This is a genomic window from Aminobacter niigataensis (assembly GCF_014200015.1).
Classification (GTDB): domain Bacteria; phylum Pseudomonadota; class Alphaproteobacteria; order Rhizobiales; family Rhizobiaceae; genus Aminobacter; species Aminobacter niigataensis.
On record NZ_JACHOT010000002.1, the window covers coordinates 256,685 to 275,427 of the forward strand.

20 protein-coding genes are annotated in these 18,743 nt (G+C 63.2%); 13 read left to right on the forward strand and 7 right to left on the reverse strand.

The features are described from left to right. Positions 1–79 precede the first annotated feature (79 nt). The 3 genes from GGQ99_RS11030 to GGQ99_RS11040 form a co-directional block, all read right to left on the reverse strand. A complete protein-coding gene (locus tag GGQ99_RS11030) occupies positions 80–1,117 on the reverse strand; it encodes a PstS family phosphate ABC transporter substrate-binding protein (RefSeq protein WP_183262572.1) in 1,038 nt (345 codons plus the stop codon). A 416-nt stretch (positions 1,118–1,533) separates the two neighbouring features. Then, positions 1,534–4,473, reverse strand: a complete 2,940-nt coding sequence (locus GGQ99_RS11035; protein ID WP_183262573.1) for a response regulator — start codon at positions 4,471–4,473, stop codon at positions 1,534–1,536. Between the two features lie 126 nt (positions 4,474–4,599). After that, positions 4,600–4,956, reverse strand: a complete 357-nt coding sequence (locus GGQ99_RS11040; RefSeq protein WP_108606663.1) for a putative quinol monooxygenase — start codon at positions 4,954–4,956, stop codon at positions 4,600–4,602. 798 nt (positions 4,957–5,754) lie between these two features. Here GGQ99_RS11040 and GGQ99_RS11045 point away from each other — a divergent pair. After that, positions 5,755–5,982, forward strand: a complete 228-nt coding sequence (locus GGQ99_RS11045) for a hypothetical protein (protein WP_108606662.1) — start codon at positions 5,755–5,757, stop codon at positions 5,980–5,982. Between the two features lie 228 nt (positions 5,983–6,210). Further along, on the forward strand, positions 6,211–6,774 hold the full coding sequence (locus GGQ99_RS11050; protein ID WP_183262574.1) for a hypothetical protein: 564 nt from the start codon (positions 6,211–6,213) through the stop codon (positions 6,772–6,774). 43 nt (positions 6,775–6,817) lie between these two features. Here the strand turns inward: GGQ99_RS11050 and GGQ99_RS26305 are convergent, their stop codons facing one another. From GGQ99_RS26305 to GGQ99_RS11060, 3 genes are all read right to left on the reverse strand, one after another. Then, on the reverse strand, positions 6,818–6,949 hold the full coding sequence (locus GGQ99_RS26305; protein ID WP_256371664.1) for a hypothetical protein: 132 nt from the start codon (positions 6,947–6,949) through the stop codon (positions 6,818–6,820). Positions 6,950–7,055: 106 nt separating this feature from the next. Further along, on the reverse strand, positions 7,056–7,406 hold the full coding sequence (locus tag GGQ99_RS11055) for a hypothetical protein (protein ID WP_108606660.1): 351 nt from the start codon (positions 7,404–7,406) through the stop codon (positions 7,056–7,058). A gap of 194 nt (positions 7,407–7,600) precedes the next feature. Then, positions 7,601–8,470, reverse strand: coding sequence for an outer membrane protein (locus tag GGQ99_RS11060; RefSeq protein WP_183262575.1), 870 nt, complete (start codon positions 8,468–8,470; stop codon positions 7,601–7,603). Between GGQ99_RS11060 and GGQ99_RS11065 the strand changes: the two genes are divergently transcribed. Further along, entirely contained in the window at positions 8,463–8,864 is a 402-nt protein-coding gene (locus tag GGQ99_RS11065) for an iron chaperone (protein WP_183262576.1), read from the forward strand. The genes GGQ99_RS11060 and GGQ99_RS11065 overlap by 8 nt on opposite strands. Before the next feature lie 33 nt (positions 8,865–8,897). Here the strand turns inward: GGQ99_RS11065 and GGQ99_RS11070 are convergent, their stop codons facing one another. After that, complete coding sequence (locus tag GGQ99_RS11070) at positions 8,898–9,200, reverse strand: hypothetical protein (RefSeq protein WP_108606657.1); 303 nt, start codon at positions 9,198–9,200, stop codon at positions 8,898–8,900. Positions 9,201–9,402: 202 nt separating this feature from the next. Between GGQ99_RS11070 and GGQ99_RS11075 the strand changes: the two genes are divergently transcribed. The 10 genes from GGQ99_RS11075 to GGQ99_RS11120 all read left to right on the forward strand — a co-directional run bounded on the left by GGQ99_RS11075 (position 9,403) and on the right by GGQ99_RS11120 (position 18,600). After that, on the forward strand, positions 9,403–9,645 hold the full coding sequence (locus GGQ99_RS11075) for a hypothetical protein (RefSeq protein WP_183262577.1): 243 nt from the start codon (positions 9,403–9,405) through the stop codon (positions 9,643–9,645). Positions 9,646–9,649: 4 nt separating this feature from the next. Next, positions 9,650–12,103 (forward strand): DNA ligase D, encoded by a 2,454-nt coding sequence (gene ligD / locus GGQ99_RS11080; protein WP_183262578.1) that lies wholly within the window; start codon positions 9,650–9,652, stop codon positions 12,101–12,103. Positions 12,104–12,133: 30 nt separating this feature from the next. Further along, positions 12,134–13,006 (forward strand): non-homologous end joining protein Ku, encoded by an 873-nt coding sequence (gene ku, locus GGQ99_RS11085; RefSeq protein ID WP_183262579.1) that lies wholly within the window; start codon positions 12,134–12,136, stop codon positions 13,004–13,006. Beyond that, positions 13,003–14,085 (forward strand): tetratricopeptide repeat protein, encoded by a 1,083-nt coding sequence (locus GGQ99_RS11090; RefSeq protein ID WP_183262580.1) that lies wholly within the window; start codon positions 13,003–13,005, stop codon positions 14,083–14,085. Before ku ends, GGQ99_RS11090 begins: the two co-directional genes overlap by 4 nt. After that, complete coding sequence (locus tag GGQ99_RS11095; RefSeq protein WP_183262581.1) at positions 14,086–14,724, forward strand: alpha/beta hydrolase family protein; 639 nt, start codon at positions 14,086–14,088, stop codon at positions 14,722–14,724. A gap of 16 nt (positions 14,725–14,740) precedes the next feature. Next, a complete protein-coding gene (locus GGQ99_RS11100; protein ID WP_183262582.1) occupies positions 14,741–15,511 on the forward strand; it encodes an exodeoxyribonuclease III in 771 nt (256 codons plus the stop codon). A 181-nt stretch (positions 15,512–15,692) separates the two neighbouring features. Continuing rightward, positions 15,693–16,133 (forward strand): DUF3291 domain-containing protein, encoded by a 441-nt coding sequence (locus tag GGQ99_RS11105; protein ID WP_183262583.1) that lies wholly within the window; start codon positions 15,693–15,695, stop codon positions 16,131–16,133. Between the two features lie 542 nt (positions 16,134–16,675). After that, positions 16,676–17,155 (forward strand): GFA family protein, encoded by a 480-nt coding sequence (locus tag GGQ99_RS11110; protein WP_183262584.1) that lies wholly within the window; start codon positions 16,676–16,678, stop codon positions 17,153–17,155. A gap of 160 nt (positions 17,156–17,315) precedes the next feature. Beyond that, positions 17,316–17,690, forward strand: a complete 375-nt coding sequence (locus GGQ99_RS11115; protein WP_183262585.1) for a tudor domain-containing protein — start codon at positions 17,316–17,318, stop codon at positions 17,688–17,690. Positions 17,691–18,105: 415 nt separating this feature from the next. Further along, positions 18,106–18,600: a DUF2165 family protein gene (locus GGQ99_RS11120; RefSeq protein ID WP_108606648.1), complete on the forward strand. Its 495-nt coding sequence runs from the start codon at positions 18,106–18,108 to the stop codon at positions 18,598–18,600. Positions 18,601–18,743: the final 143 nt, after the last annotated feature.

Genomic DNA, 18,743 nt, shown 5'->3' on the forward strand with positions numbered 1-18,743 from the left:
TCTTTGTGCCGAACGGGACAGTCGGCGAAATATTCCACGGGGCGACGGATCTTTCCGCCGCCCCGTGGCAGTTCGAAGATTACATAGTCTTGCCGGCGGTGAACGCCTCGCGCTGGGCAGCGCGTTCCGCGTCCGGAGCGGCAACCAGGCCGTAGTCGGCGAGCGGGCTTTCCGGGCCGACCATCTGGTCGTCGAGGAAGAACTCGACATATTCCTTCAGGCCCGGAATGACGCCGAGATGCGCCTTCTTGACGTAGAAGAACAGCGGACGCGAAACCGGATACTCGCCTGCGGCGATGGTTTCGACCGAAGGCGTGATGCCGCCGACGGTGGCGACCTTCAGCTTGTCGGCGTTGTTTTCGTAGAAGGCCAGGCCGAACACGCCGACGCCGGTCTTGTTCGAGTCGATGCGAGCCAGCGTCTCGGAGTAGTCGCCGTCGATGTCGACAGCCTTGCCGTCCTTGCGGACTGCCTTGCACGAAGCGTCAGCGGCCTTGTCGTCTAGGCCGGCCGCCTTGGCAGCTTCGACGCCGCCGAGTGCCTTGCAGCCGGCGATCAGCAGCTTCTCTTCGAAGACTTCGCGGGTGCCGTGCTTTTCGCCAGGAATGTAGGCGGCAATGTCCCAGTCGGGCAGGTTCGGGTTGACCTGGTTCCACTTGGTGTTGGGGTTTTCGACCAGCTTGCCGTCGACGACGATCTTGGCGGCCAGCGCCTTGTAGATGTCTTCCGAGGTCAGAGCCCAGTCCGGGCCGTTGACGTCCGTCGCAAAGACGATGCCGTCATAGCCGATCTTGACTTCCTGGATGTCCTTGACGCCGGCGTCGATGCAGGACTGGACTTCGTCCTTCTTGATCGCGCGCGACGAGTTGGCGATGTCGATGGTGTTCTCGCCGACGCCCTTGCAGAATTCCTTGATGCCGGCGCCCGAACCGCCGGACTCGACCACCGGGGTCTTGAAGTTCGAGAAGGTTTCGCCGAACTGTTCGGCAACGATCTTGGCATAGGGCAGAACGGTCGAGGAACCGGCAACCTGAACCTGGTCGCGGGCCGAGGCGTAGCCTGCCGAGGCGACAATCGCGAAGGCAGCCGCCGACGCAGTGAGAAGAGCTTTTTTCATTGGGGCCTGCTCCTGTGGAGTATCTCGTATGACGCCTTTCTTCGGCGCCCGGTGAGCCAATAGCCCCCCTCTATTACAGTTGCATGACAGTTTCGTGTCACCCCTGTAACGGTTGCAGTGCTTGGCGGTGAAGGGGTCGTTTCCTCGGTCCTTTGCCGGCGCGAGGCAAACAACAGACCGGAGCCGAAAGCAAGCCGTCTACCCAACGGCAGGCCGGGCTTTACGGTTGCGGGCTGTCACATTTCCACAGTCTTCGGCGCTCTGACCCGGTGCGCGCGGAAGATTAACGTCAGGCCGGGCCGAAAATGATGGGTTCCGGGATCGCTCTTGGGCGACGAACGGAGCGGACGTTCAAGTACGTGGGTACCGGAAGCGCGGTATCAGATATCTGCGGCCGGCATCACCTGAATCAGCCCTTAGATCGCGCCGCGGCGCTCATCGTCCTGCCACGACCAGCGTTCGATCTTTTCGAGCAGCGCACGCGGGCTGATCGGCTTGGGCAGGTAGTCGTCCATGCCGGCTTCCAGGCAGCGTTCCTTGTCGCCCTTCAGCGCATGCGCGGTCACGCCGATGATCGGCACGCGCGTGCCCGTGCCGCGTTCGAGCTTGCGGATTTCGCCCGTCGCCTCCAGCCCGTTCATCTCGGGCATCGACACGTCCATCAGGATCATCCGCGGACGTCGCTCGCCGAACGCCGCCACCGCGCGCCGGCCGTTGCCGACGATCTCGAACGACAGCTCGGTTTCAGCCAGGATCTGGCTGAACACCATCTGGTTCACTTCGTTGTCCTCGGCGACGAGAATGTCGAGGCCGCCCTCGCCAGCCGGCCGCTGTCCGCCGCGCAGGCGCGTCACACTGGCCGCCTGGCCGCCCGCGTCCTTGGCCGGCATCTGCCCATCGGCCACCTGCACCGGCGTGAGGTTCGGCGCCCGGCGGCGCTGGATGCTGCCGACCAGTGCCTCGAGCAGCGCCGACGATCGCGCCGGCTTGATCAGCTGGGCATCGATGGCGAGGTCCCGGTGGGCGGGGCCCGACAGCGACTGGTCGACCGAGGTCAGCATGACGATCGGCGTGTCGCTGAGGCCAGGTATATGGCGCACGATCCGCGCCATCTCCGCCCCGGTCATGCCTGGCATCTGGTAGTCGAGCACGATGCAGTCGACCTTGACGCCCATCGCCTGCGCTGCGGTCAGCACGCGCAAGCCCTCGTCACCGCTGCGCGCAGCACAGGAATCGAAGCCCCACGACACCATCTGCTCGGTCAGGATCGTCCGGTTGACGGCATTGTCGTCGACGATCAGCACGCGCGCGCCGGTCACGTCGATCAGCGCCGCCGGTCGGCTTTCCAGCCGCCCGGCATTGGGCAGCGTCAGCGTGAACCAGAAGGTCGAGCCCGCACCTTCGGCGCTTTCGACGCCGATCTCGCCGCCCATCATGTCGACGAGCCGCGAGGTGATGGCGAGGCCGAGGCCGGTGCCTTCATGCCGGCGCGTCGAGGACGCATCGACCTGGCTGAACTTCTCGAACACCAGCTTGAGCTTGGCCTCGGGAATGCCGATGCCAGTGTCGGTCACCGCGACATGCAGCTTCGTCGCATCGCCCTCGCTGCGGCCGGTGACATCAACCAGCACATGGCCCGAATCGGTGAACTTGACGGCGTTGCCGAGCAGGTTGGTGATGATCTGCCTGATGCGCCCGACATCGCCGACATAGAGATGCCGCAGGTCGGGCTGCAGCCGCACGATCAGTTCGAGGTCCTTCTCCTTGGCCCGTGTCGACATCAGGGTCGCGACGTCCTCGATCGCCTCGGCCAGGTTGAACGGGATCGGATCGAGCACCAGCTGCCCGGCGTCGATCTTCGAGAAGTCGAGGATGTCATTGATGATCGTCAGCAGCGCATTGCCCGACTTGACGATGATGTCGGTGAACGTCTTCTGCTTCGGATCGAGATCCGATTTAGCCAGAAGCTCCGCCATGCCGAGCACGCCGTTCATCGGCGTGCGAATCTCGTGGCTCATGTTGGCGAGGAATTCCGACTTGGCGCGGTCGGCCAGCACGGCCCGGCGCTGCGCTTCCTCGAGTTCGGCTTCGCGCTGCTTGAGTTCGGTGATGTTGGTGGTCGAGCCGATCAAATAGAGCGAGCCGTCGGACGCCACCATCGCGCTCTTGCGGGCGAACTGGTGGCGCGTCGAGCCATCGGCCTCCGTCGCCGTCTCCTCAACCTCCACCGTTACGCCGCTGCGCATCACCTCGCGGTCGGCCTCCATGAAAGGCTCGCCTTCGGGGCCGAAGATCTCGGCGTCGGTCTTGCCGATCGCCTCTTGTTTCGAGAAGCCGGTCAGCTCGCACCAGCCCTGGTTGACATACATCAGCCTGAGATCGTCGTGCTTGGCGTAGATCGACACCGGCACATTGTCGATCAGGCTGCGGAAAACCTCGTTCTCGCGCATGCTTTCCTGCAGCGCCCGCTCGCGCTGCTTGAGCTCGGTGATGTCGACGCGCACGCCGATGAATGTGCCGTCGGCGAGGCGCTGGTCGAAGACCTGATACCAGCGCCCGTCGGGATTGCGCCGCTCGCGCTCGGCATGGCTGGTGTGGTAGCGGCCGATCATGCCTTCGATCCAGGCTTCCGGATCGGCATCGTAAAGGGCGTCGAGCGCGGGCTCGCCGGTATCGCGGTAGTAGCCGGCGCGCTGCGCCAGCACTAGGCTGTCGCGTAGCGTGCTGCCCTCGGCCATGGCTTCGCCAATTGCCGGCAACGCGCTCTTGAGCTTGCGGTTGGCGAGCACGAACCGGTCGTCGCGGTCGTAGATGACGACGCCCGCCGGCAGCGATTCCAGCACCTCGGCAAGCCGGTGGCGTGCCTCAACGGCCTCGACCTCGCGCCGTTTCATCTCGGTGACGTCGTAGTAGGAGACCAGCCGCTTGCCGCCCGAAAGTGCCGTCACCGAATAGATGATGGTGCGGCCGTCGGCGCGGCGGAATTCACGTGGCGCGACGTCGCCGGCCAGGATCTCGTCCCCGCGGGAAGCGACATAGCCTTCCCACTTGTCGTCGGCGATGGCGTAGACGCCGTTGTGGCGGTTGACGTCCATCAGCGCCCGGAACCGGCAGCCGGCCGCCACCTGTTCGGCGGTAACGTTCCAGATGTCGTAGAATGCCTTGTTGATAAACAGCACGCCGAGCGCGGCGTCGACCAGCACCACGCCCATGTTCATCGAATCGATGGTGCGCTCGAGATCCGCATAAGGCAGGTCCTCGACCGGCCGCACATTGCCGATTTCTATCGCCCGCGCCGTGCCATTGACCGGCTCGCTGGCCGGATCGCTGGCGTCCGACCCAAGATTTTTCCGCATCCCGTCAGTCCTGCATGCAAGGGCGATGCTGCTCCCCCGCAGCTCGCCGCAATTAACCTTGCAGCAGAAGCATTAACGACTGACTAACCTTAATGCTCACTATCCGGCGCGTATCGCGGGCCGGGCCTAGTCGTCATTGGCAGCGTTGAGTTCTTCCGGCCGCATGCCGCCATTGGGATCGGTCAGCCCGAGCGATGCGGCAAGGATCAGCCGGCGCGACTTGAGCAGGGGCGACAGTGCCGCCTGCACGTCGGACATGCGCGGGTTGCGCTCGTGCGTCGCGACCGCCGATTCGTCGGCATAGAGCTCGTTGACCATCACCATGTTGGGGATCGGCGTGCCGTCGCGCTCGACCGGCTTGATCACCTCGAAGCGCAGGCATCCCGGCTCTTCCTGCAATGTGGCGCGCGCGTGTTCGGAAATCAGGTCGAGGAACTGTTCCTCGGCGCCGTCCATGGTCTCGAACTCGACGATGATGGTCATTTCTGCCAAGGGTTCATGCCTTCTTCTCGATGCTCAACTTCTGCCGCCGGAACGGTGCCATCAGGCTAACGCATCGGCCCGCAAAGCGGAATCGATTTCGGCGACCAGCATGCCGTGCCGCAAAGACCCCGCCGACTCGCGATGACGCATCGAGTACGGGTCATGCCGGAAAAACGGGGAGTTTCAGGGCTTTCGACGCACCGGCGGGCAGAAGGGTTGTGCAGCCCGCCGGGCGTTGCCGAAGACGCGCACTCGATACACTGCGCACGAGGAAAGTGCGGGCGCGATGGTGAACGATTTGTGAATGCCGCCGTTCAACGACGATGACAGACTGTAACGAAACCGGTCCCGCGCGGAACCATTCCCGCGCGTCAGAGTTCAGGTCAGGCACACCGAGTGTGGTCTTTTCCTTTCAACCACGCTCCGAAAGGGCCCGTCGCTCCCTCTGCGGCGGGCTCCTTTCGTGTCGAAAACTGCCTTGGGCCTGCAATTTCGGTGCAACCCAGGGTGACTCGACAGGATGCAGGTTGTGGCGCAGAGTTCCTGCCCCTGAATGGAAATGCGGTAGCATGCAACCTTGCCTCAAGGAGGCATATCGATGCACTCGCCTGCGGCAGACACCTCCACAATGCGCACCGAAGCCGGTCACGGCCCCCGCACGATATACGTGGGCGTCGGAGATAGATCGCGCGACTGGGTGCATTGTCCGCGTTCGGCTTGACTGACCGCGACAGGAAGCAGGCAACAAACCAGCAGCAAGCATAAGTCAAAAGAACAAGCGCCATATGGGAGAAGACTATGGAGCACGTACTTTTCACCCAGCCTAACTCCCCCATTTATCCCAAGGATCTCGCACTTCTTCAGCAGGTGTTCGACCAGATTTGCGTCGAGCGCGGCGAGGACCCGAGCTCCATCTGGGCAAGCGAAATAGCGAGGACACTTCTCAAGCTTTATAAAAGCGGCGTGCGCGACGAGGATCTGCTGCTGGCGAGCATACCGCGGTTTAGGACAAGAAACGCCGCCTGACCCCAGGCGCGTCAACGCTGGGCATCTAGTCCCGAAAGCGGCCACCGCTTTCGGGAAAGGTGGGTGTCATCCCGGCACGGCTCTCCGACATCATCCGTCCTGCGATCCGGCGTTTCGGCATCCGGAGCGTTCCAACAGGCGCGTTCTTCCCGACGCATTTTGTGATCGGGCACGGCGTCGATCGGCCCATTGATCCTGCGCGGTTCCGCGCAGACAATGCGACTCGGCATGTCCATGAAGCCAGGACGCATGACGCAACGTCTCGCCACGCTCGTCGCCACGCTCGTCGTCGCCCTCGCCGCATCGCCGGCGGCTCGGGCAGAGGCCATGCGTGGCCGAAGCCTGCTCGGCGATCCGCATCAGCACGGCCTGGCCGCGCTTTACGCAAGATGGCCTGGGATTGCCGCCGACTACGCCACCGCGATGATGCGTTACCGCGGTGCGGCCGCCCACGAGGACTTGCCCCCCAGCGTCTATCCCTTCGTCCTGTTCACACGCCCACCGCTTGGCGGGCCATGGACATGGACCGCCCCGAACGGCTCGCATGCCCGCCGCCTGCGTGACGGTGCATTGCGCATCAGCCTCACCGACCGGCTCGGCAACTGGTTTGTCGAGATCCTCTGCACGGATGCCGGCTGGCCGGTCTATTCCTGCAGCGATGGTGTCGAGCGCGTCGCCGAGGCGCCCGAGCCTCGCCTGCTCGTCATCGACGGCGTCGAGTTTTCCCGCCTCCTGCCGGCACCGGACGGTCCGCCGGCACAGGGCAGTCCCCCGGGAGAGGAGAGCCCCTAGCGGATCGGACCTGCCGCCGGGGCGGCAGGTCCGGCAGTCAGTTTCAGTGCGTGTAGAAATAGCCCCCCACCAGCACGACGGCGACAAGCAGGCCCAGCACGATCCAGCCGCGCAGGGCTTCCTTGCTTCCGGCGGCGTCAGTGGCGTTGGCGGACGGTGTCTTGTTCTCGTTCATTGGAATTTCCCTCTTCGGGTGAAGTTTGCATGCAGCGACGCGGACACCGGGCCGGTCGACTGACCGGGAGCGTCTGCAAGTCACTGCGAAGAATTGGCTAAGGTCGTCAGGCGCCGGGCGGCGGCGCCCGGGCCGAAAACGCTGCAAACTTCTCTGCCGGCCCGGCGGCGTCGTGGTGCCACGCCGAAACCAGCCGCTGGTGTTCCGGTTCCCGAAGCCAGGTATTCGCCTCGAACAGCGCCTTGCCGGCACCGCCCGAGGTCTTGCCCGACTGTTTTGGGTCGGAACTGCGCAGGGCGCTCTGGCCGCGGTCGTAGCTCGACAGCGACAGCACCACGTTGCCGTCACGGATGACGGCCTGCTTGCCCGACCAATCGACGGTCGCAACAGGCGACGCGCCGAAGCTCGAGGGCAACAGCAGCAGCGCCCATGTCAGCACGAGCACCATCAGGCGCATCAGAACGGAGGTCTCCCCGTGATGCGTTTCCGAAGGGTGTCGATGGTCGAACGGCGTTTGGATGGCGTGTGCCCCGTGGCGCGCCCTTTTCGCATTTCAGGCCGTCCGGTTCAACCTTTGAGCGCTATCTTGCCGCCTCACGGGCAAAAACCCCGGAACGATGGCCGGGGTTTGTCATCGATGCGATGTCGCGATCAGAATTTGTAGGCGACGCCCAGACGGAAGTCATGGCTGCGGATATCGGCGTCATGGATATCGCCGTTGTAGTAATCGAAGTCATTCGTTCCGTAGTCGGAATATATGTACTCCGCACGCACGATGAGCTTTTCGGTCGCGGCCCACTCCACGCCGCCGCCAACGGCATATCCGGTCAGCGTTTCGGTCGCGAAATCTTCCGAATTGCCCTGCCCACCATGGTCGCCGCGGAAGCTGCCGATTGCCACGCCGCCGGTAACGTAGGGAAGCAAAGTGCCCAGGGCGTAACCGGCGCGCACACGCGCGGATCCGGCGAGCCTAGCCTCGTAAGGAATGTACATGGCGGAGTCTTCGACCTCCGCGCCGGAAAATTTCAGGTCCGCCTCAACGCCGAGCACGACGTTGCCGAACTGGTGATTGTAGCCGGCATATATCGCCCCGGATGCGCCGCCGTCCGAGAAACGTCTAACGTCATCTCCGCCCTCAACCGACAACTTGTTGAGACCTACAGCTGCGCCGACATAAAGGCCCGACCAATTATAGGTCGACGCCCCCGGCTGGTAGACGACCTCGTCGGCTGCCAGCGCGCCGCCGCAAACCGCCAACAGGCAGGTAGATGCGAGAAGAATTCTGATCATCGATATAACCCCAGGATTGCCCAAATCAGTGCATCCGCATCTATCCTTAAGGTTGTATATTTGAAATAGAAAACTCGCTATGCGCGCATGATCCCTTGTGTCGCGTGACGTTTCCGCCACACATCTCAAAGCACTAAATTGGGCGGTGGCAGCTGTCACTCCGGCGATGTATTTGCCATGATTGTCGCTTCGCAAGTCCGCGCTACGATGACCGGAGGCAACGATGGCCAAGACCGATTTCAAGTCCGTGGAAGAATACATCGCGGCGCAGCCGCAGACCGTCCGACCTACCCTCGAACATGTGCGCAAGATCATCCGCGATGCCTTGCCTGGCGCCGAAGAAGTCATTTCCTACCAGATTCCCGCCTACAAGCTGCACGGCGGCCGGGTGATCTACTTCTCCGGCTGGAAGGAGCACTTTTCGCTCTATCCGGTCACCGAAAACCTCGTCGCAACACTCGGAGACGAGGTCGCGCCTTATGTCGCCGGCAAGGGAACGCTGCGCTTTTCGCTGGCTAAACCGGTACCGGCGAAGCTGATCGAGCGGATCACCAGGCTCCGCGCCGAGGAGGAGGCCGACGCCATGAAGGCGAAAGCAGCGGCCAGGGCGAAGCGGCGCGGCTGATCGCCATCGGGAGCGTACCGCGGGTCCGGCGGGTCAGGGAACGTCGTCGCTCGCCACCGGGCCGCCCTCGCCTTCCAGCGTCGACAGCCGCTTCGTCACCGATTTGCTGAACTTGAGCCGGACACCGGCGCCATTCGCGCCTTCTTCGGCAATGAAGGCCGCGCCGAGGCTCTCCAGCGCCGCCTGCAGCGCCAGCACGGTGTCGTCGGCAGGCGTGGAGATCTTGCGTTCGAACGCCTCGATGACCAGCTCGTCCACCTTCGATGCCTGCGCCAGTCTCGATCGGCTGATCTCCACGATCGCACGCGCTGCCTTGCAGATCGGTCCGGTAATCATGTGCTGCGTCTCCTGGTCAAATCCGGCAAATCCATTGTCGTCCAGCTATTTAGGCAAATGGTGGCGGGTACCGAAAGGGGGTGCGTCGTTGTTGCCGGCCTACCTCCGATTTAGCGCATTTGGCAGCAGAAAACGCGGCGACGTTGATCGCCGCCGCGGTTTGGAGGATAGTCACGCCAGCGTTGCATGGAGCCTCAGGCCAATGCGTACACCGGTTGCCAACCAGATCAGCAAGCGCAAGGCCGTGGCCGATGTGCTGAACCGGCAGAAGGTTTTCGTCAGTTCCAGGCGTTTCCGCGGCGACGGGCAACCCATCTCCCGCGTGCTCGTTTCCGGCCGCTATTACGATGTCAGCGACCAGTTGCTTGACATGCTGCGGCATGGCGCGACGCCGGGCGAGCTCGAACTGGAGCCCGCGTCCGACGACGCGGCCGGCCTGCAATAGGCGCATGGCAGCAGAAAAGCTTCGCACCTACCGGCAGAAGCGCGATTTCTCCAGGACGCGGGAACCACCTGGCGCGTTGGCAGGCCACGATGGCAACCGCTTCGTCGTCCACAAGCACCATGCCACGGCCGATCACTACGACCTGCGCCTCGAACTGGGCGGTGTGCTGAAAAGCTGGGCCGTGCCGCGCGGCCCCTCGCTCAATCCCGCCGACAAGCGGCTTGCCGTCGAGACCGAGGACCACCCCATCGAATATATCGACTTCGAAGGCCTGATCCCCGAGGGGGAATATGGCGGCGGGCCGATGATCGTCTGGGACACCGGCGTCTGGGCGCCGATGGAGGATGCCGAAAAGGCGCTTGCCAAGGGCGCCTTCAAGTTCCGCCTGTCGGGCGAAAAGCTGAAGGGCGGCTGGATGCTGGCGCGGCTGAAGCCGAAGCCCGACGAGAACAAGCACAACTGGCTGCTGCTCAAGGAGCATGACCCCGCCGCCGACGAGAAACTCGATATCCTCCAGGCACGCCCCGAAAGCGTGAAGACCGGCCGGCTCATCGAGGAACTGGCCGGTCCGCCGAAAAAGCCGCCATCGAAGCCCGCCGACCTCAAGCCCGGTAAGCTTGCGGGTGCGGTGCGGGCACCGATGCCGGCGCGGATCGAACCGCAGCTGGCCACAGCGGCGCCCAAGCCGCCGTCGGGCGAGGGTTGGCTTCACGAGATCAAGTTCGACGGCTATCGCACCATGGCCCATGTGGCGGATGGCGCCGCCAAGTTCATCACCCGCAGCGGCCTCGACTGGACCAAGCGCTATGGCGGCCTCGCCAAGGCCTTTGCCCCGCTACCATGCAGCGATGCCGTCATCGATGGCGAGATCGTCGTGCTCGACGACAAGGGCATCAGCCGGTTTGCGGCCTTGCAGGACGCGCTGGCCAGCGGGCATGACGAGCTCCTGGTTTTCTACGCCTTCGACCTTCTCCATCTCAATGGCTGGAATCTGACGGGCACGGAACTCAGCAAGCGCAAGGGCATGCTGGAGACGCTGCTTGCCGGCCATGTCGACGGCCGCTCGGCGCTGCAGCTCAGCGGACATGTCGAGGGCGACGGCCAGGCGCTGTATGACCAGGCGACCGAAATGGGGCTCGAGGGTGTGGTGTCCAAGCGGGCCTCGGCACATTACACCTCCGGACGCTCGCACAGCTGGTCCAAGACCAAGGCGCTGGACAAGGGCGACTTCGTCATCGCCGGCTACACGACATCGCAGGCAGCCGAAGGGCTTGCGGCCCTCGCGCTCGGCGAATGGGTCGACGGCGAGTTGCAATATCGCGGCAAGGTCGGAACCGGCTTCGACGCTGAGACGTTGCAGTCATTGCTGCACCGGCTGGAAGCCCTGCGGGAAGGTGCGGACAAGCTCGATGGTGCGCCGAAGGAGGTCATCCCAGTGCGTCCGGTACTGAACGCCCATATCCACTATGCCAACCGCACCACCGACAATGCGCTGCGGCACGCCGTGTTCAAGGGCCTGCGCGAGGCGGAGCTGACCGCGAGCGCCTCCGCGCCGCGCAAGCGGCTGATCTCGGATGCCGATCTCGCCGGCATTTCGATCACCAATCCGACGCGGCGGGTGCTCGGCAAGGCCGGGCCGACCAAGCTCGACGTCGCGGTTTATTACGCCGCCATCGGCGATTTCATGCTGCCCCACATTATGGGGCGGCCGGTATCGCTGTTCCGCTGTCCGAGCAGCCGGCCGCAGGACTGCTTCTTCCAGCGTCACGCCTTTTCAGGCATGCCACCGACGATCGCTTCGTTCGACACCAGGAATTCCGAGGGCGAGACCAAGAGCTACATTTCGGTCGAGGACGCCAAGGGCTATCTCGCGCTGGCGCAGTTCGGCGTCGTCGAGTTCCACGCCTGGGGGGCCCTTCGCAAGCATCTCGACAAGCCCGACCGTGTCGTCTTCGACCTCGACCCGGGCGAAGGCATCGGCTGGCGCGAGGTCGTGGAGGCCGCCGTTCACGTGCGCGGCGAGCTGGAAAAGCTCGGCCTCGTGCCTTTCGTCAAGACATCCGGCGGGCGCGGCATCCATGTCGTGGTGCCGACCACCGGCAAACTCGGCTGGAAGCCATTCCATCAGGCAAGCAGCGAAATCTCGTCGCTGATTGCTGCCACTGCTCCAGAGACTTTCACCACCGTCATGGGCAAGGACAACCGCAAGAAGCGCATTTTCATCGACTTCCACCGTAATGCGCGCAGTGCAACGGCGGCCGCGCCCTATTCTCTTCGGGCTCGCACCGGCATGCCTGCTTCGACACCTCTTGGCTGGAACGATCTCGAGTCCATCGACGCTCCGGAAGATTTGAACTATTCTTCGCTTCCCGGCCTCGTGGCCAGGTCAGGCGATCCCTGGGCGGACATCGGCGACCACGCCCGCGACCTGACGACTGCAATCAGTGCCAAACGTTAGTCTGTTTATGGTTTCGCGTAGGAGACAAGCATGGCCCCCAGGGCAAGTTGGAAGGGATATCTGAAGCTCAGCCTCGTCAGCTGCCCGGTGCGGCTGTACCCGGCGACGAGTTCCAGCGAGCGCATCAGCTTCAATCAGCTGCACAAGGACACCCACAACCGGATCAACATGAAGCCGGTCGATCCGGAGCTCGGCCTCGTCGAACGTGCCGACCTGGTCAAGGGCTACGAATACGAAGACAAGAGATACGTCATCATCGACGAAGCCGACCTCGACAGCGTCAGGATCGAATCCAACCACACGATGAACATCGAAGCCTTTGTCGATGAGCATTCCGTCGACGTCATCTACCAGGACGCACCCTACTATCTTGCCCCCGACGGAGCGATGGCGGAGGAAACATTCGCCGTGTTGCGCGAGGCGCTGCACAAGTCCGGCAAGCTGGCGATCGCGCGGCTGGTGCTGTCGAGCCGCGAACGCGTGGTCACCATCGGCGCGCGCGACAAGGGCATGTTCGTCTGCACGCTGCGCAACCCGAGCGAGGTGCGCAGCACCGCCGAATATTTCAGCAACATCCCCGCCGGCAAGCCCGACCCCGAGATGCTCGAACTCGCCGAGGCGCTGATCAAGCAGAAACTGACGACCTTCGATCCGAAGAACTACGAAGACCGCTACGAGATCGCCTTGATGAACATGATCAAGGAAAAGCTGAAGGGTCACAAGCCGATCATCGCCGCCGCACCAGAGCGCGGCAATGTCATCAACCTGATGGATGCGCTGAAGGCGAGCCTCGGCCAGGCCAAGCCGCCGGCAAAGAGCAAGACAAAGGCCGAACCGGCCGAGAAGCCGGCGGCCAAGCTGACCGCGGTCGCGGGCGGCAAGCAGGCCAAGGGCAAGAAGTGAACGAAGGCCGTATCTACGGACTGATCGGTGCGCTTGCAGCCTTCCCGCGCCGCCTCGCCGTCCGCGAGGTGGCGCGGCAGGGCGGCGAGCTACAGCATGGCGTGACGCGGCGCACCACCCATGTCGTCTTCGGGCGCACGCTCCTGCACAAATCGGACGAGGCAAGGCTGGAGGCCCGCTTCGACGCCGCATCAGCTTCGGGCCGTCCCGTCCTCAGCGAAAACGGCTTCCTGCGCGCGCTCGGCCTGCTGGACCAGGTCGAGGGTGCCGGCATGACGCGGCAATCCCTGCTCGACCAGGCCAAGCTTGCGCCGCGTGAACTGGACCTTCTGTCGCTCTTCGACGCCTTCGAGCGCGACGCCGAACCCTATGCCTTTCGCGACCTGATCCTGGCCAGGAAATATGCCGCGCTGCTCGCCGGCGGTTCAACCTGGAGCGCCATCGCCCGCTCGGTTCGCCGCTCCGGCGCAGTGGCGCAGCTGAGCGCGCTCTCGCTCCAGGCCGACGGCAAGGACACGATCTATGCCCGCCTCGGCGCCGATCTGGCAGAACTCGACGGGCAACGCCTGCTGCCGCTCGACCGCACCGGCGACGCCGAGCTGGAGGATCTGTTCGCGCTGGCCGAAGACGCGGAAGAAGACGGGCGCTACGACGAGGCCGCCGCACTTTATCGGCGCTGCCTTGCCGCCGACCCGGGCGACAGCGTCGCCGCCTTCAACCGCGCCAACTGCCTGCGTGCGGCCGGCATGGGCAGCGAGGCGATGCAGGGCTACATGCGGGCGATCAAGCTCGACCCGAAGTTCGTCGAGGCCTGGTTCAACCTTGCCGGCCTGTTCGCCAGCGAAGGCAAGGCCCGCACCGCACGCCGCCATCTCGAAAAGGCGATCGCGCTCGATCCGGCCTATGCCGATGCCATGTTCAACCTCGCCAATCTTGCCTACGAGGCCGGCGATCTCGCCGAGGCGCGGCGCTGGTGGGAGGCCTATCTCCGGCTCGACGCGACCTCGGAATGGGCAAAGACCGCGGCCAAGGGCATCCAATATGCCGATCTGCATTTGAAAGAACGGACGGCAAGCTAGATGGCAGTGCATTTCCTGTTCGACGGCCCCGAAAACGCAGCCGTCACCATCCTGCTCGCCCATGGCGCCGGCGCGCCCATGGATTCGGCCTCGATGACGGCAACGGCCGCAGCACTTGCCGCAGCCGGCCTGCGCGTCGCCCGCTTCGAATTCGGCTATATGGCGGCGCGCCGGACGGGCAGCCGCAAGCCGCCGCCGCGCGCGGAAACGCTCAATCCGGAATTCAGGACCGCCATCGATGAACTCGGCGCCAAGGGGAAGCTGATCATCGGCGGCAAATCGATGGGCGGGCGCGTTGCCAGCATGATCGCCGACGAGATGCTCGATGCCGGCAAGATCGCCGGGCTGCTCTGCCTCGGCTATCCCTTTCACCCACCGGCCAAGCCGACGCAGCTCCGCACCAAACACCTCGCCGGCCTCCGGACGCCGGCGCTGATCGTCCAGGGCACGCGCGATGAGTTCGGCACCCGCGACGAGGTCGCCGGATATGAGCTGTCCGACCGGATCGAGATCCTGTGGCTCGAGGATGGCGACCACGATCTCAAGCCGCGCAAGAGCATCTCGGGCTTTTCGGCCGCCGACCACCTGAAGACGACAGGCGAAACCGTCGCGGCCTGGGCGGCCCGGCTCGGCGCCTAGAACCCACGGCGGCCCGATGAAGATCGCCACCTTCAACATCAACAACGTCAACCGCCGGCTCGAAAACCTGCTGGCGTGGCTGGGCGAAGCGAAGCCCGACGTCGTCTGCCTGCAGGAATTGAAGGCGACCGACAGCCAGTTTCCGCGCGCGGCACTGGAAGCGGCCGGCTATGGCGCCGTATGGCGCGGCCAGTCGACCTGGAACGGCGTCGCGATCCTCGCCCGCGATGCCGAACCGGTTGTCACGCGGTGGGAATTGCCGGGCGATCCCGGCGACACGCAGAGCCGCTACATCGAGGCGGCCGTCGGCGGCGTGCTCGTCGCCTCGCTCTACGCCCCCAACGGCAACCCGCAGCCAGGCCCGAAATTCGACTACAAGCTTGCCTGGCACGAGCGGCTGAACGCGCATGCGGCGACCTTGCTGGCCGCCGGCGTCCCGGTCGTACTCGCCGGCGACTACAACGTCGCCCCTGATACGCTCGACGTCTATGCGACCAGTTCCTACGACGACAACGCGCTCGTCCAGCCCGAAAGCCGCACAGCCTTCCGGCAGTTGCTCGACCAGGGCTGGACCGATGCGGTGCGCAAGGCTTTCCCCGGCGAGGCGGTCTACACCTTCTGGGATTACCGCCGGAACAGATGGCCGCGCAACGCGGGCCTCCGGCTCGACCACCTGCTGCTCAGCAAGCCGATGGCAAAACGCCTCAAGACAGTCGGCATCGACCGCGACATCCGCGGCCGCGACGACGCCAGCGACCACGCGCCTCTGTGGATGGAGATGAAGTAGCGATTTTGCCGGCGGCGCCACCAGCGTTACCAAACCCAAAAGCCCATCGGACGAAGCCTGGCTGGGCTGGGCTAATTAACAATTGTTCACAGCGACAAGCCCGATTTTTACCGACTGATCCAACCTGATTTACAATGCGTGGCTATTCTCGCGATGTCGTCGGTCCAGTGAGGATAAACAAATGGCTATCGCTCAAATGAACTGGGGTCGGATGAAATTTGCGCCGAACGATGCCCGCGCGCGCGAATTTATGAGCAGTCTCGCAACTGTCTACGAACTGGCCGAACAACATCCCGGCTTCATCTGGCGGATTCCCGACGGGGTGATTGCTTCGGAGTTGTCTTCAAAAGGCTTCGATAATCGAATGTCGGCAACGGTGTCCGTATGGCAAGGCGTTGAAGCGTTGCGGAACTATACATTCAACACAATGCACGGTGCCTTCCTCAACCGAACCTCGGAATGGTTTGAGAAAGTGGAAGGGCCTCAATTGGTCATTTGGGCTGTCAACGCGGACAGCCGGCCCAGCTTCCTTGATGCATGGGACAGGCTTCAGCACCTCAAGCTCAACGGCCCATCCGAGAAAGGATATGGTTGGCCGGCCCAAAATCACGGCCAACAGTAAGGCGCTCGGACCTTGCGAAGAAGCTCGGCCTGGCGCGCAAGCCGAATCTGCGCCCCGCAGGCACGACAACTGAGGCTGGCGCGCAGCCTCAGTGAGTGGTCGCCGCGGCCTCGGCCTTTGGCTTCGCGGCCGGCTTGCGGCGACGTTTGCGCTGGGCCGATGGCGCCGGGACAGGGTCGAAGTCCGATGGCACGCTGGCAATGAACTCTCGACCCATCCTGTAGGCGGCATATCCGACGATAAGCAGTGCTAGCGCTCGAAACATGGCAGCGTTCTCCTTTGCCCACGCAACGCCTGTCGGCAGGCGAGGTTCCGCAATCCGCCTGCCGACAGCGGTTCAAGCTGCCTGCGTTCGCCCCCGTCACCCCATCGTATTACCCAAGTCACCCCATCGTATGAGTTGGGCGCAGCGTGGCCGCAGCGTTAACCCAGATTCTGCATCTGCGGCCGGTAGAGCCGGGTATCGACCTGCCGATGCAACCGTCTTTTCGCCAAAGCGTTTTCCGGGCTAGGTTTCGGGTGAACCGGAAAGGAACCCCGCCATGAACGACCGTATCGACGAAACCGTTCGATTTGGCAGCTGCTACTGTCGTGCCGTCACGTTCCGCGTCACCGGGCAACCTCTGCGGGTGGGAATCTGCCATTGCGCGGATTGCCGCAAGACCAGCGGTTCGGCGTTTTCCGCCTATGCCGTCTGGCCCATCTCGGTTTTCGAACAAACGGGCCAGACCAGCACATATGGCAACCGGAGCTTCTGCGTGACCTGCGGCAGCCGCGTGACATGGGTCCACGACGACGAGGCCGAAGTCATGATTGGCAGCCTTGACGTCGTACCCACCGATCTGACGCCGGAGTATGAGCTCTGGGTTGGTCGCAGGGAGAACTGGCTACATGCCTTGCCTGAGGCAAGGCAGTTCGACCACGATCGCGAGACCGAGCGAGGACTGTCCGAACCCGGAGCGCCAGGGCGAACCGTCGAGACGGATGTACCGCGTCCGGGCGAACTTCTCCCGCCGGTCTGAGGCTGGCGCGAGACAGCTTCAGCTGCGTTTGGTTCGGCACCGTCGCCAGCGAGTTTATTTGGGCTCGGCGCGGCAATTTTCATCGTCCATTCAGATCAGCTCAAATATGCATTGCTGGCAGCTCAATGGGGGGCTGGGGTGAAATCCCAAGGGTGATATTTTGAAAAGATATGTTTCAGTTCTACTGGCTGCAGGCGCCATTCTCGCCACCGTCGGCACCGCCGACGCCCAGACGGCCGGTGACTGGGTTCTGGGGAACTACAAGGGTTCTGGCTATTGGTTCGCAGGCGTCATCGAAAAGGTGCAGGGCGACACCATTACCGTTCGATACGACGACAACGAGCGCGAAACGACCAACCTCAGCAAGGTTCGTCCCTACGATTGGATGATCGGCACGAAGGTCGAGTGCAACTTCAAGGGCGCCGGCGAGTGGTACAAGGGCACGATCACCTCCCTGGCCGGCGAGAAAGTCGGCATCGCCTACGACGACGGTGACAAGGAAACCACCAAGACCGGCCGCTGCCGGACCAAATGAACGTGTCGGGCAGGCTTCATGCCTGCCCGTTCACATGCGCCCGTTCGATTGATGAATGGCCCATGAAACCTGCCGGCCTCGCTGGTCTCACTGGCTTTATCCTACGCCGCCATCGGGGCGCACCGGCAGTGACCGGAGGCAAGAGTGCAAGGGCGGCATGGTTGAGAACGATCGTGCCAGTGTGCGGTAATCTCGCGGATGTTGGTGCCGTGAGCATCTAAGTAGATCGCGGCGACCGGTTACAAATCCTGCTGCAAAACGGCAGGAGGGCGAGTTTTCTTACAGTCGATTCCTCTCGCATCGCAGCAAGCGATACAGCTTGACTGATCTCGTTTCATGATCATATTTTGTGATCACATCACCTGGCAAGGTGATGGGCTCTTCTCGAGTCAAAACGAAAACTTGGGGGAAAACGATGAATGCTCGAATTACGAAGATAGGGATGTGCTTCTCGCTGGCCGCCTTCACGCTTCTTGTGGTCTTCAACAACATCACCGACTACGGCTCAAATTATAACTTCGTCCGCCATGTGCTGAGCATGGACACGACGTTCCCGGGCAATGCGTTGATGTATCGTGCCATCACTGCGGAGACTCTTTGGCATCTCGGCTACTGGCTGATCATCGCTGGCGAAGCTGTGGCTTGTGTGCTTTTTGCACTGAGCGCCTGGGCCTTGTTTCGGGCGCGGAATGGCACCGCTGCCAGCTTTAACAAGGCAAAGAGCAAGGTGCACGCGGCCGCCGGTGTCGGCTTCATGGTTTGGTTTTTCGGTTTTATGGTGGTTGGCGGCCAATGGTTCGTTATGTGGCAGTCGGACAGCTGGAATGGCCAGGACGCCGCATTTAGGTTCTACACAGCCATCATCGGCGTACTGATCTATGTTACCATGCCGGATGGTGAACTGGAGTGATGTTGCGCTAACGCGCACATATTGCGTGCGATCCCCTCTTCACTGAGGGGATCGTATTCTGTTTCCGGTCAGCGCAAGCACGAATCTTGGCGTTTGCAACAAGGCCCTACTTGGCCTTCCCAGCCTTCGGCGCCGCCTTGGTG